This window comes from Vibrio sp. OPT20 (assembly GCF_963889365.1).
GTDB classification, from domain to species: domain Bacteria; phylum Pseudomonadota; class Gammaproteobacteria; order Enterobacterales; family Vibrionaceae; genus Vibrio; species Vibrio splendidus.
Genome location: NZ_CAWPOA010000075.1, coordinates 69,955 through 84,530 on the forward strand (window position 1 = coordinate 69,955; position 14,576 = coordinate 84,530).

Here is a 14,576-nt window from a genome sequence, read left to right on the forward strand (position 1 = left end):
TACGCTCACCCCCATGTATTTGTCATGATATTAAATAAGAGATTCATCGGATGAGCCAAGCTATCTGTCGACTGATTGCTGAAGAACTGAATGTTCGTTCAGAGCAAGTCACCGCCGCAGTCAACCTAATTGACGACGGTAACACCGTTCCCTTTATTGCCCGCTACCGTAAAGAAGTCACGGGTGGCTTAGACGATACCCAACTGCGTAACCTTGATAGTCGCCTTTCATACCTTCGCGAACTTGACGATCGCCGCCAAACGATTCTTAAGTCGATTCAAGACCAAGGCAAGCTCACGCCAGAATTAGAGCGTGATATCACTCAAGCCGACAGCAAGACGCGCCTAGAAGATTTATACCTACCATACAAACCAAAGCGCCGCACCAAAGGCCAGATCGCAATCGAAGCAGGCTTAGAGCCACTTGCCGATACACTTTGGAATGAACCACAACACGATCCTGAAACCGAAGCCGCTAACTTCATCAGCAGCGATAAAGGCATTGCTGATACCAAAGCGGCACTGGATGGTGCACGAGCGATCATCATGGAGCGCATTGCTGAAGACGCCAACCTACTTGAAAAGATTCGCCAACATCTCACGCGTAACTCTGAGCTCGTTTCACGTGTCGTGGCAGGCAAAGAGCAAGCCGGCGAGAAATTCAAAGATTACTTCGAACACAACGAAACACTCAACAAAGTACCTTCACACCGTGCGCTTGCGATGTTGCGAGGCCGAAATGAAGGCTTCCTAACGCTGGCAATGAATGCTGACCCTGAGCAAGAAGAAGGTGTACGTGGTTCTTACTGCGAGAACATCATCTCTGATCACTACGGTATTACCCTGAGCAGCGCACCTGCAGATGCATGGCGTAAGCAAGTGATTAGCTGGGCGTGGCGTATCAAGGTTTCTATGCACATGGAAACTGAGCTGATGGGCGCGATGAAAGAACGCGGTGAAATCGAAGCGATTGAAGTGTTCGCAACCAACCTTAAAGACTTGTTGATGGCGGCGCCTGCTGGCCCTCGAGCAACCTTAGGCTTGGATCCGGGTTTACGTACCGGTTCAAAAATCGCGGTTGTAGATTCAACCGGTAAGGTTCTGGCAACAGAGACCATTTACCCTCACCCACCACAGAAGCAATACGACAAATCTGCACACGTGGTTGAGCAGATGGTTCGCCAATACAATGTTGATTTGATTGCGATTGGTAACGGTACGGCTTCACGCGAAACAGACAGCTTTGTTGCTGATGTGATTAAACGCGGCAACCTAACAGCACAAAAGATTATTGTCAGCGAAGCGGGCGCATCGGTTTATTCCGCGTCTGAGTTAGCGGCGAAAGAATTCCCGAACATGGATGTATCGATTCGTGGTGCAGTGTCTATTGCTCGTCGTCTGCAAGATCCACTGGCAGAGCTAGTGAAAATTGACCCTAAATCGATCGGTGTGGGCCAATACCAACACGACGTGAGCCAAACTATGCTCGCTAAGCGCCTAGATGCGATTGTCGAAGACTGTGTAAACGCGGTTGGTGTTGATGTGAATACGGCTTCTGCCGCACTGTTAACTCGTGTTGCTGGCCTTTCTAACACTATCGCCCAGAACATCGTGGACTTCCGTGATGAAAACGGTCGCTTCGAAGCGCGTACAACACTCAAAAAAGTCGCTCGTTTAGGGCCAAAAGCGTTTGAACAGTGTGCGGGTTTCCTAAGAATCATGGATGGTAAGAATCCACTAGACGCATCTTCGGTTCACCCAGAAGCTTACCCATTGGTGAAAGCCATCGCCGAGAAAAACCAGAAAGACATCAAGTCTCTGGTGGGTAATACAGACTTCTTACGTGGTTTACATGCGGTTGATTACACCAATGAGAACTTCGGTGTACCTACGGTAACCGACATCATCAAAGAGCTGGATAAGCCGGGTCGAGATCCTCGTCCTGAATTCAAGACAGCAACCTTCGCCGATGGCGTAAATAGCATGTCTGACCTAGAACCCGGCATGATCTTAGAAGGTGTGGTTTCAAACGTAGCTAACTTTGGCGCCTTCGTTGACATTGGCGTTCACCAAGACGGTTTAGTGCATATATCAGCGCTAACCGATCGTTTTGTGTCTGATCCTCATGAAGTCGTGAAAACGGGAGAAATCGTCAAAGTGAAGGTGATGGAAGTGGATGTTCAACGTAAACGTATTGCGCTAAGCATGCGTATGAAAGATGAACCCGGCCAAGATAACCGCGCACAACGTTCAAGTGCACCTCGCACGCAAAACCGCCCGAATCAAAGTTCGCAAGGTGGACAACGTCGTCGAGAAGAGCCGCAACAAAACGCTGCGATGGGTGGTGCTTTTGCCGCTGCCTTTGCTAAAGCGAAGAAATAATAGGTCAATGAAACGACGGCGTGTCGTGAAATAAATAGCCTGTAAAAACAGAAAACCTGCATCCCTTAGGGTATGCAGGTTTTTTTATTATGTGTTCAAAAGAGACATCGAAGTTTGGTTAGGTCATAAGTTTTCGATTTATAACACGACCAACATTCCTGATGGAGCATGAGGCGCAACAGCATGACCATAATGATATTTTATGACCTTACGTCGCTTCTCCATCTGTCCCTCTTGAATCGCCGCATCTAAAACATGCTTTGGCAGGCGGAAACGCATGGTATAGCCTTTTCCTTGATCAGCACTGTATGTTCTCAGTGCCAATAAGCTGAACAGCCTATCAAAAGGATCTTGTGGCTCTTCTTGGCTAATCGAATTGGCCTCTGACTCGTTCTCCATTTCATAACCTGGATGGTCTGAAGGATCCCAAGCCGACTGCTGCCTTCGTTTATCGTCCGATTTTACCTTTCGCTCTGCATTGGTTTTCGCCAATGCTACGGCGGGAGCGACAGGTTCTCGAACTCTATTGTCACGCGCAACTTGCTCTGTTTGCACATTAACGGATGGGGCGATCAGTGGCACACTCACTGCAGTTGCAGGTGACACAATCATCGCGAACTCCTCAAGAATCGCCCATCGTTATTGCTATAACACTGCTGTACTGAGTTACACAGCAGGCATAGCCCAAAACTTACCGCAATCAACTCTGGAGAGAGTGAGGTCTGAGTATCATGCAACGCCTTGGTTAGATCATATATCGACCAAGCCAGCGATAAATTTAGCGATTATTTTCGCGCGAAGCTGACCAGTTCACTGCAAAAGGCATCCGCTTCAGTCATAAAAGGCGCATGTGAAGACTGAGTGAAGATGTATTGTTCGGTATGAGGTAAGGCTTTGCCCAGGTCTTTTGCAACCTTGATTGGCACAAGCCCATCTAATCGACCGTATAAGCGCAGCATAGGCACAGAGATCTGCGGCAGTTGTTCACGGAGGTCAACGTCTGACAGCATCTTTAAACCAGCCAATAATGAATCGGGATTCGGCAACGGGCGTGAAAGCACCGCTTGCTTGAGTTGTTTGACATCTTGTCTTGCAGAAGGACTGCCCATGGCTTGCAACGCCATAAAGCGTTCGATGGTGGTTTGAAAATCTTCAACCAACTGTTCGGTGAATGCGCTTAATACGTTTGGCTGAATGCCTCGCCATAACACCGGTTCTTTTGCGGCGGCGAATTTAGGAGAACTGGCGACAGTCACCAATTTACTGACATAATCTGAGTGATGGAGAGCCATGTGCGTCGCGACCAAACCACCGAGTGACCAACCCACCCAAATCGCTTGCTTGGGCGCGTCGACCAATAGTTGCTGAGCAATCTCTTCAAGATCTTGAGCGTGGCAATGCGCGCTATGTCCATACCCTGGAAGGTCAACAACATGCATTCGGAAGTCAGCTTCTAAAGCAGTAACCGTTTGCTGCCATACGGCACCATTCATACCCCAACCGTGAACCAGAACTAAATCAGGCCCTTGCCCAGAAACATGCCAATACAACGCGTCACTCATTCTCAATATTCCCTACTTTTTTCATCGGCGATTATCTGTGCTTTTCAGTATGGTGAGTAAAAGGAACACCATAACCCAAAAGCATCACGAGCTATGTTATCTGATTGGCTACAAAAACACACACCACGTCTGGTCACACCTCAATGCCACCTGTGCAAGCTAGATAAGTCGCACAGCGATGCTCACCCTCGATGGTGTGATTCTTGTCTTAATCTCTTTGAGTCAGTTCCTCGCTGCCAACGATGTGGTTTAAAAACACTGCTCACAATAGAGCAGTGCGGACAGTGCTTATCTCAACCTCCACCTTGGCATCGTCTCTATTGCGTTGGGGACTACACCTTTCCAACAGCACGTTACATTCAACAAATGAAGTACGCCGATAAGTTTTGGTTTGCACGCGATCTGTCAAAGTTATTAGCTTCACGTATCGAGCACCCTGCTCCGCTGATCACCAGCGTACCTCTGCATTGGCGTCGATATATTCATCGAGGCTTTAATCAAAGTCAGCTGCTCGCTAATTACACAGCTCAAGAACTTGGCGTTAAAGATGAGGTGCTGTTCCGTCGAATTCGCTCAACCGCTTCTCAGCAAGGGCTGACTAAATCCGCACGCTTACATAATCTAAAGAGCGCTTTTACGCTTCGAAAACAAGACTTTCAAGGAACTGTCCCTTCTCACGTCGCGATAATTGATGATGTTGTAACCACCGGCAGTACTGTGTATAAATTATGCCAATTACTACTTGAAGTAGGCGTGAAAAGGATTGATATTTACTGCATCTGCCGCACTCCTGAGCCCTCTGGATAAAAGCTGTGAATCGCTACTTGTACAGCAATCCAACAAAAAAGGGCTGAATTACAAATCTGACAGGAGTAGAATGGCGCTAATAACCTACAAATCTACTCAGGTATTCGTCGTGTCAAATATTACTATTACAGAAACAGCTCAAACTCACTTTGCCAATCTGCTGTCACAGCAGCCTGAAGGTACAAACATTCGTGTGTTCGTGGTAAACCCAGGCACACAAAACGCTGAGTGTGGTGTTTCTTACTGCCCAACAGATGCTATCGAAGCGTCTGACACTAAGCTTTCTTTCGACGCTTTCTCTGCTTACGTAGATGAGCTAAGCCTACCATTCCTAGACGAAGCTGAGATTGACTTCGTAACTGACAAAATGGGCTCTCAACTCACACTAAAAGCGCCAAACGCTAAAATGCGTAAAGTATCAGATGACGCAACTCTGATAGAGCGTGTTGAGTATGCAATCCAAACACAAGTGAACCCACAGCTTGCTGGCCACGGCGGTCACGTTAGCCTAGTAGAGATCACTGAAGAAGGCGCAGCTATCGTTGCATTCGGCGGCGGTTGTAACGGTTGTTCTATGGTTGACGTAACGCTTAAAGAAGGCATCGAGAAAGAACTTCTTCAACAATTCGAAGGTGAATTGACGGCCGTTCGTGATGCAACTGAACACGATCGCGGTGAGCACTCTTACTACTAATCACTTTACGACTAGGTACTTCATGATTAACTACTTCACGACCAAGTACCTTACAACTAAGTGCTACTGCGACTAAGTACTCATCCAGTCTTAGCCGGTAGAAAGTTAAAGATTCAATCGAAAGGTTGATGCGCAAGCATCAACCTTTTTTTGTGTTTAAAACAGCAAAGCACTTTCGAACCGTCTATTTCTCGTTCAATGCCCATAATGACGGGCGCGTTACCATTTGGAGTAAGGTATTCAAGTGATCGCAATCGGTTCCTGATCCAATAATTCCAGGATATGAAAACTCGGATCTAGGAACTCAACTCTATTTCCCCTATATTAGAATGACTTTATAAGAAAGAATTCCAATGAGCTAAGGAGCGAGCGCAATGACAAAAAGGACCAAGCCAGAAATTTTGGCTCAACAAACTGTCGCTCAATCAAAACTATTCTCTATCGAGTCTCTCGATTTACGCTTTTCAAACGGTGTAGAGCGTACCTACGAACGCATGAAGCCCAGCGGCCGCAACGCAGTAATGATGGTTCCGATTACTGAACAAGGCGATATTCTGTTAGTGCGTGAATACGCAGCAGGCACAGAGCGCTATGAACTCGGCTTCCCAAAAGGGCTAATTGATCCAGGCGAGCAGCCCAATCAAGCCGCCGTTCGTGAACTAAAAGAAGAGATTGGCTTCGGTGCCAACAAGCTTACTCCCCTAAAAGAAGTGATCCTTGCACCCTCTTATTTCTCTAGCAAAATGACGCTGTTTATCGCAGAAGAACTCTACCCAGAGAAACTAGAAGGTGACGAACCAGAACCACTAGACATTGTGCGCTGGCCACTTGCTCAAGCCGAAGAACTGTTAACGCATCTCGACTTCTGTGAGGCTCGCAGTATTACAGCCCTACTATTAGCCCTTCGTGTATTAAACAATAATTAGAACATTCAGGCTCGCTCGAAGAGTAAGAGAATATTTATGCCAATAACAAAAGATTTGTCTCACCTCCTACCCTCTATCATTGAGATTGCTCGCTCTGCAGGCCAACTCATCTTAGAGATTTACGAGAAAAAGGATTACGAAGAGTTCACTAAGAGTGATGACACTCCAGTAACCAGTGCCGATCTTGCAGCACATAAGCTGATATTAAAAAAACTCAGTGAATTGACGCCTGATATTCCCGTATTATCCGAAGAAGACGCCGACATCAGCCTAGAGCAACGCTCTCAATGGGATCGCTACTGGTTGGTTGACCCACTCGATGGCACGCAAGAGTTCATCGCACGAAGTGGCGACTTTGCAACAATCATCGCCCTAATTGAGCATAACAAGCCAGTAATGGGCGTCGTGTACGCACCTGTTTCAGGTGTGAGCTATTACGCTTACAGTGGCAAAGGCGCTTGGAAGATCCCAGACCTCAATGACAGTGTAAAAATCAAAACGCATCGTCACGAGCTGCCAAACCAATCGATCGCGATGGCAATCAGCCGTCGCCAAGACATCAATCGCATCACTAACCGTATGAGCTCTGCTTGGAACTATGATTTGGTTCCTTTAGGCTCTGCTGCGCTGAAGGCATGCTTGGTTGCCGAAGGCGCTGTCGATTGTTATCTACGTATTGGACCAACCGGAGAGTGGGATACCGCGGCAACCCAGTGCATTGTTGAAGAAGCGGGAGGCCGAATCCTGAGTACTCAATTAGAGCCACTGTCGTACAATGAAAGAGAGACGCTTGAGAACCCGAACTTCATTGTTCTTGGTGATGCAGACTTACCTTGGGCAGAGATCTTACAAGGCAAAGATTAGGCGAGTTCGCTCCCTTTAACCGTCAGATATCCTCTGGATTCTCAGAACAAACAAAACGGGCACCTCAGTGAGGTGCCCGTTTTTATATCTTGCGATTTGATCGCCAAATTTACTAACCAACAGATACTAGCTCAGAAGTAGAGACCGGGCTAAAAGCGGCCTTGATAAGTAAATTGGTATTTACCTTGGCTATCAGGGTTGCCCAACCACTTAAGTTGGCTCTGCATCGCAGGCGGGAATTCAGCGCCCGGCTTAAACCATGCCGCCGAGGTGTAGCTTTGATTGGGCGTTACGCTCGCCGAGAACTCACTGTCCACTTGCTCGCTCTTCTGAGCGCCTTTGGCTGCAATTGTGTTGTCTTCACAGGTAATATCTGCAATCACAGGGCCAAGGTCTAACGAGCCAACAGGAGAGTCGACCGCTGCACCAGACCAAGCAAGCGTACCTTCGCCCGATTGGCACCAAGGCTGAGCATGAACCGCATGTTTGATCGTCAGTTCAACTTGTCCTGCAATAGACACAGGCACTGGGATAGCTGGCGCATATTTCATCACGTTGCTGGCTGGCATTGATGCCACTAAGTTTTCCGCGTAAGCACCACTCATGCTATATCCGACACGTCCTTTACCTGATAAGTTCATGTCGCTGTTGCGGCCAAAGCGAACCGCAAGTTCTGCTTTGGCTTGGAATAGTTTAGAGAACTGGAAGTCCCACTGCACTGAGCCGTAATTGACACGCTGCCACGCAATATTGTTAGCGCGACCTTGCCAAACTGTGCCCTCAACGCCTTCAATGCTTAAACCACGCACGACGGGTGCATGCTTGAGAGCAAAAGCAGCAGGCAAATGCAGCAACAAGCTTACCGAGAAAAAAACGATAAAAATGACGCTGAATAACAGGCCGTATTTGAAAGATAAACCGCGTTTCACATTAACCTCGTTTAAACTGTAGTCGGTTGATCTCAATAACCCCAGGGCTATCAGAGCGATCAATATCCATAAACTCAACCTCAACACCCTGCTTTTCTTTCAGGTATGTCAGCCAGTCAACGAACTTATTAAATGGCACAGGCTTAATCCACACTTGCAGCATCTCACCACGTGGTTGTACTCGTATCAGCTCGATGTTAAAGCGGCGCATAGAAGCAGGCACAGATTGGTTCAAGGGCTGACTGGCACTGATGCCACCGCTGCCTCGTAGTTCAACGACTTGATTGGCTTTGTCGGTTACCCAAGCAAGAAGCTGCTTCTCACTTTGAATACGACTTTGTGCAAGTTCAGCTCGCTGACTGAGTGGCTGTAATAACCCCCAATAAACGACACCCAACACCAATAAAACTGAGCAACCAACAACTAATCGTTGCTCTCTTTGACTTATTGAAGTCCACCACGCTTGGAGTGGTTCAATCATATTTCTCATCACTGATCTCCTTACGCAGGTTATTGATGGGGTTTAAGAGTAAAGCTGCCAAATACGGCATCGCCATTGCGATTCAATGGCCCTTGCTCAACGACAAACTTCTCTTCGAGTTTCACCCTTGCGGTCTCAAAGTGTTGGAAGTCAGAGCTTTTCGCCTGAAGTCGAACCTCAGAACGGTTGCCATCATAACGAATGCTTTCAACTTCGATCGACTTCACTTGCCCTAAGGTTTCAGGCAACAATGCTAGCCAACCGAGTAAGGAGTCACCTTCGCCTGAACCACCGTATTTCTTAGCTTCATCATTCATCTGACGCTTAAGGTAGCTTATTGTCGGAATGCGTTGTTTACCTGGCAGCACAGCTCTAAAAATACGTTCACTCTCGGCTCTGTAAGCTTCGGCTTGCGCTTCATACTGCTGAACCTTCAACACTTGTTGAGTCACAATCACGGCCACCAGCAAACAAGCAGCAATCGCCACTTTCTGCCAAACACGCCAATATTTACTGAATGAAGATTTGGTTTTAAAGGTGCCAGTCAGTAAATTTACGCCGCTTGTGATCGCTTGCTGACTCAATAAAGACATCACCAATTCCGCAGGCTTTGCTTGCCACTCGAGACCGCTTTGCTGTTGAACGTCGTCGCTCGGCATCGCGGTATAGCTGAAGATAGTCGTCGATTGCTCTTCCTCACCAGCGACAACCCAATCACTTTGCAAAAACATCGGTAACCATGCTTCACTGATCGATACGGCTTGATAGTTACCTTGACGTTGAGAGTGACCTTGGCGTAATAACCAATGTTGGTCGATCTGTAATGCACTGATGCCTTGTTCTTCAAAAGGCACGGCTAGTGTATCTGGTAGCACCTTACGGAAGATTATATTGGCTTCGCGAAACAGGTCTAAAGCTTGTTTTAACCATTCACGATCCACACCACACACGGTAGCGTGAGTGGCATCTTTATCTAAAATGGTCAGGTGTAAGTCTTCGATATCTTGTGCGACTTCGTCTTCTAATAAGAACGGCAGCATAGAATCAAACTGGCGAGCAGCACCTTTCGGGATCTCAACACGCTTAATTAAGCATTCACTTCCCGGCAATAAAGCGATACAGCTGCGCTTTTCAGCGTAAGGCGTTAACTCGTCAAGCTGATCCCAGCTAGACAGTTCACCGCTTGCTATCACTTCTTGTTGGCTTGTCGACCAAACTAACCACTGCACAGGGCTTTGTGGTTCGCTACTCAGTCGAACGGTCAGAAACTCGCTCACTGATTCCTCCAAAACGACGGCGTACTACCGTCACTGTTTCTCGATTACTACTATAGAAAAGCGTCCGTATACGTACACGTGACTGCTCAACTAATACCTCTGCATCTAGCTCAAAATAGGCGCTATCTACAGTTAAATATGCTTTCGCTTTCTTGCTGACTTCGGCACTCACACCAACAATGGCAGGTTCAGCCATGAAAGCATCCACCGTATCCCAGCCATCAAATGGGCGTTTGTCTATCAGCTGTTTGGCATCCGATTCACTTAAGCCTGGCGCAAACATCGCTTCCAATAAAGGCGCTTGCTTTTCCGTGAGTGTATTCACGTTCAAACGGAAATCATCGGTTGGCAGAGCACAAACAAAGGGACGAACCTTATTCATCACTTCACCAGTGACCTGATAAACCGCTCGTAGCTCCGATTCATCGGCCATTAAGCCATTCGCCGCCAAATAAGAGGGCTTCATCGCTTCATACGTGCTGTCTTCTACGCCAGACGAAGAGGTGGTTCGTGTATCCGCATCAACAAACTCCCACGTTGAATTTGCGATAACCTCAGCCTGATAAGGTTCAACGTCTTGGTTTTCCAATAAGGTTTGCCAAACCGTGATTAAATAAGGAGTCTGGTTACTTGAAGTGGTCGCCACTCCGGCTAAGGCATTAAGATTAAAACATGCCTGAGCATCAACAATGCGGCCCTTAACTTGGCCATAATCCAATGGGTATACCTGCTCTTCTAACGCCCATGGTTGGCTTAGGTTCACGGTATCACTGTCTTTGTAACTTTGCCTAATACCGTCTTGCACAAGCGCTTCTACACCAATGCTATACCAGTAAGCCTGTTGATAATTCAACTGATTACCAACGCGCTTGAATTGAGTAAACAGACGTTCAGACATGCTGCCAGCAATGGTTGCCATGATCGCCAATAGCATCAAAATAATGATCAGCGCGACACCACGCTGCCTGCGCCCTAGAACAGGTATGTTCGCTGCACGCTTGTTAGTTCGATGAGTCATTATTCCCCTCATTACTACCTGAAGAGTCACTGTTTGAAGAATCATCGGCCTGATCTAGCGTGCCGCTTGGTGTGAGATAAACACGCTCTATCTCACCATAGTCTTTTAGTGTCAGCTTGAGCCTCACCGCTTTCGGCAGGGACTTATCGGTTTGCCACTCTTTACCCCAGCGGCTTCCGTCATAAAACTCGAATTCCAAGCTTTCAACATCATCAAGCAGAGGGGTAATCACACCTTCTTGGCCTGAAGGTGTATCGGGATAACGCCACCATACACGCTCAAGTGTTTCTTCTTTAATGCGGTAGCCAACCTTCGTGACTTCACCGCGAGGAAACTGCTGTTGTGGGTTGTGCCAACCTAGGCGAGTAAACATGATGCCTACACTGTCAGAATCCAATAAATACTCTTTCATTAAGATCAGCTTAGATGATGCTTCTTCACCGTTGGTACGAAATTTTCGCACCGCCATCTGGCGAAAATCATTATCTAAAATGACTAAACTGCGTTGCAGTTGGTTCAAACGAGCACTGCGCTCAATAGAGATCTCGTTGCTTCGCTGCACCTGATTAACCACCTGATAAGCCGCCATGCTTAACGTGGCAAAGATAGCGATCGAGACCAAGACTTCTATTAGGGTAAAGCCTCTCCCTTTGGAAGATAGACCTTGTTTACGCGACGTACGCTTATTTGCCCACATGCTCTTACTTAGCGACACGCTCTTAGTTAGCGAGCTGTTCTTAATTGACAACATACTCTTAGTTGACCACACGCTTTTAATTGACCACATAACTGCGCACCGTAACGACTGGAGACGCTTTCTTACTGGTTGCCGCACTCACATCAAACGCCTTTAATAAATCATCGCTGGTATCGATAGGGGTAATCTTCCAGAACCACTCTCTTCCCGCTAACTCTTGCGTGCCCTGTGCTTTTTTAAGCTTCTCAGGATGTAGCATGACTAGGACCATTTGATTATCAACGACCATCGCCGCGAAGGTTTTTTCTTCGAGATAACTGAGCGTATTGATGTGCTGGGTGACGGCACGAATCACACTGATCGCCGCCGTAGCGAAGATAGCCAGCGCAACCAATACTTCAAGCAGAGTCATTCCTCGAGAACCAAGAGGCATACCACGAGAACGATAAGGAGAACGGTTATTCTTCTTCATCTTCTTCTCCCGGCTCTAGCAGTCGAATCTCACCATTATCCAATACTCGAATGCGCCAACCATCTTGTATAGTGTCACCCGTGTTTGGGTAAAACGACAGTACAAATGGCGTCATTTCAGCACTCGACAAGATGTAGAGCTGTGGTGGCTTGGGCTTCTTTTCCTCTTCCAGATCCGCAAACATGTCTTCATCAAATAAGCTTCCCGGATTAAAAAGGCGATCGTCGTCTTCCCACGCGCCACCACCTAATGTCAGCGACAGTGCCAGTTCTTCCGGTAATTCAGTTGAAGAAGGGATCTTTTCGAACTCAGTTTCTTGCCAACCATCAGACTTCAAAGTCATCAGTACGTAGGTCGATTTCTTTTCATCAACACGAACACCAAAATCTAAACCACTCAAGATAGCCTCTTCATTGAGTAACTGAATTCGCTGATAAAAGCTTTGAGCGTATTTTTTAGCAACATCTTTGCTGTTGGTAGGGATGGTCGAGATCACCGCGACCGCCGATACTGACAGTAATACCAACACCAAAAGAATCTCAATCAAGGTGAAACCTGGCTGTGTTTGCTTAGTTTTCACCTTGTAGACTCCATTTTTTGCGTACTACCATCAATAACGTATCAAGCGACAATGACGTATCAAGCAACAATAACGAATCAACCAACGGGAACGTATCAACCAACGGGAACGTATCAACCGACAACAAGCCGAAGCTTATTGGAAGTCCTGCATGTTCCAGTTGCCGATATCCGCAGCAATACCTTCACCACCTTCTTGACCATCGGCGCCAAGAGTGAAGATATCAATTGTGCCGTTATCGCCAGGGCTTAGGTATTGGTACTCATTGCCCCATGGGTCGTTAGGTAGACGCTTGATGTAACCGCCGTCTCGGTAGTTACGAGGCTCTGGACTGCTTGGCTTTGTCACCAACCCGTCAAGGCCTTGATCCGTTGTTGGGTAAACGCTGTTATCCAGTTTGTACATGTCGAGCGCGTTCTCTAGCGCCACGATATCAGTGATGGCTTTTTGTTGGTCAGCCTTCTCTTTGTTGCCCAACAGGTTAGGTACAACAAAACTTGCTAGAACACCAAGGATAACGACAACAACCATGACTTCTAATAGGGTAAAGCCTGATTGTTTTTTCATTTTATTTTTCATTATTTTCTCCAAATTACAGATAGCGAGTTAAGGGGAATGATGTCCTTCTTCTCGATAATCCAAAAACTAACGTCTGATGAGCAGCAGGTTAACCACTCATTAAATTGTTCATTTCAAGCATTGGCATCAGCGTCGCCATCACGATAAACAGCACTAAGCCAGCCATCAACGCGATAAGCGCTGGGGTAAAAATGCCTAACGCGATATTAACCGTCGACTCAAAGCTTTGATCCTGGTTATCTGCCGCTCTTGTCAGCATCTGTTCCAATTGGCCACTCTGCTCACCACTGGCGATCATATGCAGCATCATCGGGGGAAAGAGTTTGGTTTGATCAAGCGCTTTACGCAGGCTTGCCCCTTCTCTAACGCTATCTGATGCCTGTAAAACTTGTTGTTTCACGTGATGATTCGACATCACATCTACCGCGACCTTCATCCCTTCAAGGATAGGAATCGCACTAGAGGTACAGATAGAAAGTGTTCGTGCAAAGCGAGAGGTGTTGATCCCTTTCGCTATCTTGCCGATCAGCGGGATGCTCAATAATTTGCGATCCCAGCTCATGCGAACGCCCGGCTTTTTCAGTGCAGTCTTAACCAACACAATCACACCAATGGTCAACACCAGTAGTTGGATGCCCCAATTCTGGATAAATTCACTCGATGCTAATAAAAATTGTGTCGACTGAGGAAGCTCTTGTCCCATTTGGATAATAGGCTCAACGATCTTAGGCACTACCGTTGCCAGTAGGAACGACACAATCGTCACCGCAAACACCACCAGCACGATTGGGTAGATCATCGCTTGCAGCAACTTAGAACGCATCTTCTGACGGTTTTCTGCGTAGTCAGCCAATCGTTCCAATACCGCATCGAGGTGTCCTGACTTCTCACCAGCAGCAACCATGGCTCTGAATAGCTCATCGAAGATATGGGGATAATCAGACAAGCTGTCTGCTAACGAATAACCTTCAGTCACCTTAGATCTCACCGCGAGTAGCATGGTGCGAATACGAGGTTTCTCAGACTGTTCGGCAACAGCTTTCAAACACTCTTCCAACGGCATACCAGATTGAACGAGCGTGGATATTTGACGAGTAATAAGCGCAAGATCAGGTGTACTGATGCCGCGTTTAAAGCTGGTCGATGGCTGAGCACCTTTTGCTGTTTTTGCTTTAGCCTCGGTCATCTCAACCGGCATCAAGCCAAGTTCTTTGATTCTTTGGCGAGCCTGACGAGCATTATCTGCTTCAATTGAGCCTTTTTTACTTTTGCCTTTGGCATCCAGTGCTTTGTATTCAAATGCCGCCAT

General features: G+C 47.2%; 16 protein-coding genes. 5 read left to right on the forward strand and 11 right to left on the reverse strand.

Annotation, left to right across the window (positions count from 1 at the left end):
* The first annotated feature begins 50 nt into the window (after positions 1-50).
* Positions 51-2,381 (forward strand): Tex family protein, encoded by a 2,331-nt coding sequence (locus AACR09_RS16635; RefSeq protein WP_193834438.1) that lies wholly within the window; start codon positions 51-53, stop codon positions 2,379-2,381.
* A 138-nt stretch (positions 2,382-2,519) separates the two neighbouring features.
* On the opposite strand, the gene AACR09_RS16640 is transcribed toward AACR09_RS16635, so the two are convergent.
* Both AACR09_RS16640 and bioH read right to left on the reverse strand, forming a co-directional pair.
* On the reverse strand, positions 2,520-2,993 hold the full coding sequence (locus tag AACR09_RS16640; protein WP_123302167.1) for an ATP-dependent Lon protease: 474 nt from the start codon (positions 2,991-2,993) through the stop codon (positions 2,520-2,522).
* A 173-nt stretch (positions 2,994-3,166) separates the two neighbouring features.
* Positions 3,167-3,943, reverse strand: coding sequence for a pimeloyl-ACP methyl ester esterase BioH (gene bioH, locus AACR09_RS16645; RefSeq protein WP_193834439.1), 777 nt, complete (start codon positions 3,941-3,943; stop codon positions 3,167-3,169).
* 93 nt (positions 3,944-4,036) lie between these two features.
* Between bioH and AACR09_RS16650 the strand changes: the two genes are divergently transcribed.
* The 4 genes from AACR09_RS16650 to cysQ all read left to right on the forward strand — a co-directional run bounded on the left by AACR09_RS16650 (position 4,037) and on the right by cysQ (position 7,234).
* Positions 4,037-4,750, forward strand: a complete 714-nt coding sequence (locus AACR09_RS16650; RefSeq protein WP_193834440.1) for a ComF family protein — start codon at positions 4,037-4,039, stop codon at positions 4,748-4,750.
* Positions 4,751-4,859: 109 nt separating this feature from the next.
* Positions 4,860-5,444, forward strand: coding sequence for a Fe-S biogenesis protein NfuA (gene nfuA, locus AACR09_RS16655; RefSeq protein WP_004735612.1), 585 nt, complete (start codon positions 4,860-4,862; stop codon positions 5,442-5,444).
* 374 nt (positions 5,445-5,818) lie between these two features.
* On the forward strand, positions 5,819-6,370 hold the full coding sequence (gene nudE / locus AACR09_RS16660) for an ADP compounds hydrolase NudE (protein WP_017079321.1): 552 nt from the start codon (positions 5,819-5,821) through the stop codon (positions 6,368-6,370).
* Positions 6,371-6,406: 36 nt separating this feature from the next.
* Positions 6,407-7,234, forward strand: a complete 828-nt coding sequence (cysQ, locus tag AACR09_RS16665; protein ID WP_004735610.1) for a 3'(2'),5'-bisphosphate nucleotidase CysQ — start codon at positions 6,407-6,409, stop codon at positions 7,232-7,234.
* 149 nt (positions 7,235-7,383) lie between these two features.
* On the opposite strand, the gene AACR09_RS16670 is transcribed toward cysQ, so the two are convergent.
* From AACR09_RS16670 to gspF, 9 genes are all read right to left on the reverse strand, one after another.
* Complete coding sequence (locus tag AACR09_RS16670) at positions 7,384-8,163, reverse strand: type II secretion system protein N (protein WP_102568471.1); 780 nt, start codon at positions 8,161-8,163, stop codon at positions 7,384-7,386.
* A gap of 1 nt (position 8,164) precedes the next feature.
* Entirely contained in the window at positions 8,165-8,653 is a 489-nt protein-coding gene (locus AACR09_RS16675; protein ID WP_017086954.1) for a type II secretion system protein M, read from the reverse strand.
* 20 nt (positions 8,654-8,673) lie between these two features.
* Positions 8,674-9,921, reverse strand: a complete 1,248-nt coding sequence (gene gspL, locus AACR09_RS16680) for a type II secretion system protein GspL (protein ID WP_193834441.1) — start codon at positions 9,919-9,921, stop codon at positions 8,674-8,676.
* On the reverse strand, positions 9,890-10,939 hold the full coding sequence (gspK, locus tag AACR09_RS16685; RefSeq protein ID WP_102490901.1) for a type II secretion system minor pseudopilin GspK: 1,050 nt from the start codon (positions 10,937-10,939) through the stop codon (positions 9,890-9,892). Before gspK ends, gspL begins: the two co-directional genes overlap by 32 nt.
* Positions 10,923-11,690: a type II secretion system minor pseudopilin GspJ gene (gene gspJ / locus AACR09_RS16690; protein ID WP_416222630.1), complete on the reverse strand. Its 768-nt coding sequence runs from the start codon at positions 11,688-11,690 to the stop codon at positions 10,923-10,925. Before gspJ ends, gspK begins: the two co-directional genes overlap by 17 nt.
* A 22-nt stretch (positions 11,691-11,712) precedes the next feature.
* Positions 11,713-12,108, reverse strand: coding sequence for a type II secretion system minor pseudopilin GspI (gspI, locus tag AACR09_RS16695; RefSeq protein ID WP_193834443.1), 396 nt, complete (start codon positions 12,106-12,108; stop codon positions 11,713-11,715).
* Entirely contained in the window at positions 12,095-12,688 is a 594-nt protein-coding gene (gene gspH / locus AACR09_RS16700; RefSeq protein ID WP_017091444.1) for a type II secretion system minor pseudopilin GspH, read from the reverse strand. Before gspH ends, gspI begins: the two co-directional genes overlap by 14 nt.
* A gap of 135 nt (positions 12,689-12,823) precedes the next feature.
* Complete coding sequence (gene gspG, locus AACR09_RS16705) at positions 12,824-13,267, reverse strand: type II secretion system major pseudopilin GspG (protein ID WP_004735601.1); 444 nt, start codon at positions 13,265-13,267, stop codon at positions 12,824-12,826.
* An 88-nt stretch (positions 13,268-13,355) separates the two neighbouring features.
* Positions 13,356-14,576, reverse strand: a complete 1,221-nt coding sequence (gene gspF / locus AACR09_RS16710) for a type II secretion system inner membrane protein GspF (protein ID WP_004735600.1) — start codon at positions 14,574-14,576, stop codon at positions 13,356-13,358.

Bases quoted from the DNA above. Each gene is read 5' to 3' on its own strand.
- AACR09_RS16635 (WP_193834438.1), top strand. From the start codon at position 51: ATGAGCCAAGCTATCTGTCGACTGATTGCTGAAGAACTGAATGTTCGT.
- nudE (WP_017079321.1), top strand. From the start codon at position 5,819: ATGACAAAAAGGACCAAGCCAGAAATTTTGGCTCAACAAACTGTCGCT.
- AACR09_RS16675 (WP_017086954.1), bottom strand. From the start codon at position 8,653: ATGAGAAATATGATTGAACCACTCCAAGCGTGGTGGACTTCAATAAGT.
- gspF (WP_004735600.1), bottom strand. From the start codon at position 14,576: ATGGCGGCATTTGAATACAAAGCACTGGATGCCAAAGGCAAAAGTAAA.
- AACR09_RS16640 (WP_123302167.1), bottom strand. From the start codon at position 2,993: ATGATTGTGTCACCTGCAACTGCAGTGAGTGTGCCACTGATCGCCCCA.
- gspJ (WP_416222630.1), bottom strand. From the start codon at position 11,690: ATGTTGTCAATTAAGAACAGCTCGCTAACTAAGAGCGTGTCGCTAAGT.
- gspG (WP_004735601.1), bottom strand. From the start codon at position 13,267: ATGAAAAATAAAATGAAAAAACAATCAGGCTTTACCCTATTAGAAGTC.
- gspI (WP_193834443.1), bottom strand. From the start codon at position 12,108: ATGAAGAAGAATAACCGTTCTCCTTATCGTTCTCGTGGTATGCCTCTT.
- cysQ (WP_004735610.1), top strand. From the start codon at position 6,407: ATGCCAATAACAAAAGATTTGTCTCACCTCCTACCCTCTATCATTGAG.
- gspK (WP_102490901.1), bottom strand. From the start codon at position 10,939: ATGACTCATCGAACTAACAAGCGTGCAGCGAACATACCTGTTCTAGGG.
- AACR09_RS16650 (WP_193834440.1), top strand. From the start codon at position 4,037: ATGTTATCTGATTGGCTACAAAAACACACACCACGTCTGGTCACACCT.
- bioH (WP_193834439.1), bottom strand. From the start codon at position 3,943: ATGAGTGACGCGTTGTATTGGCATGTTTCTGGGCAAGGGCCTGATTTA.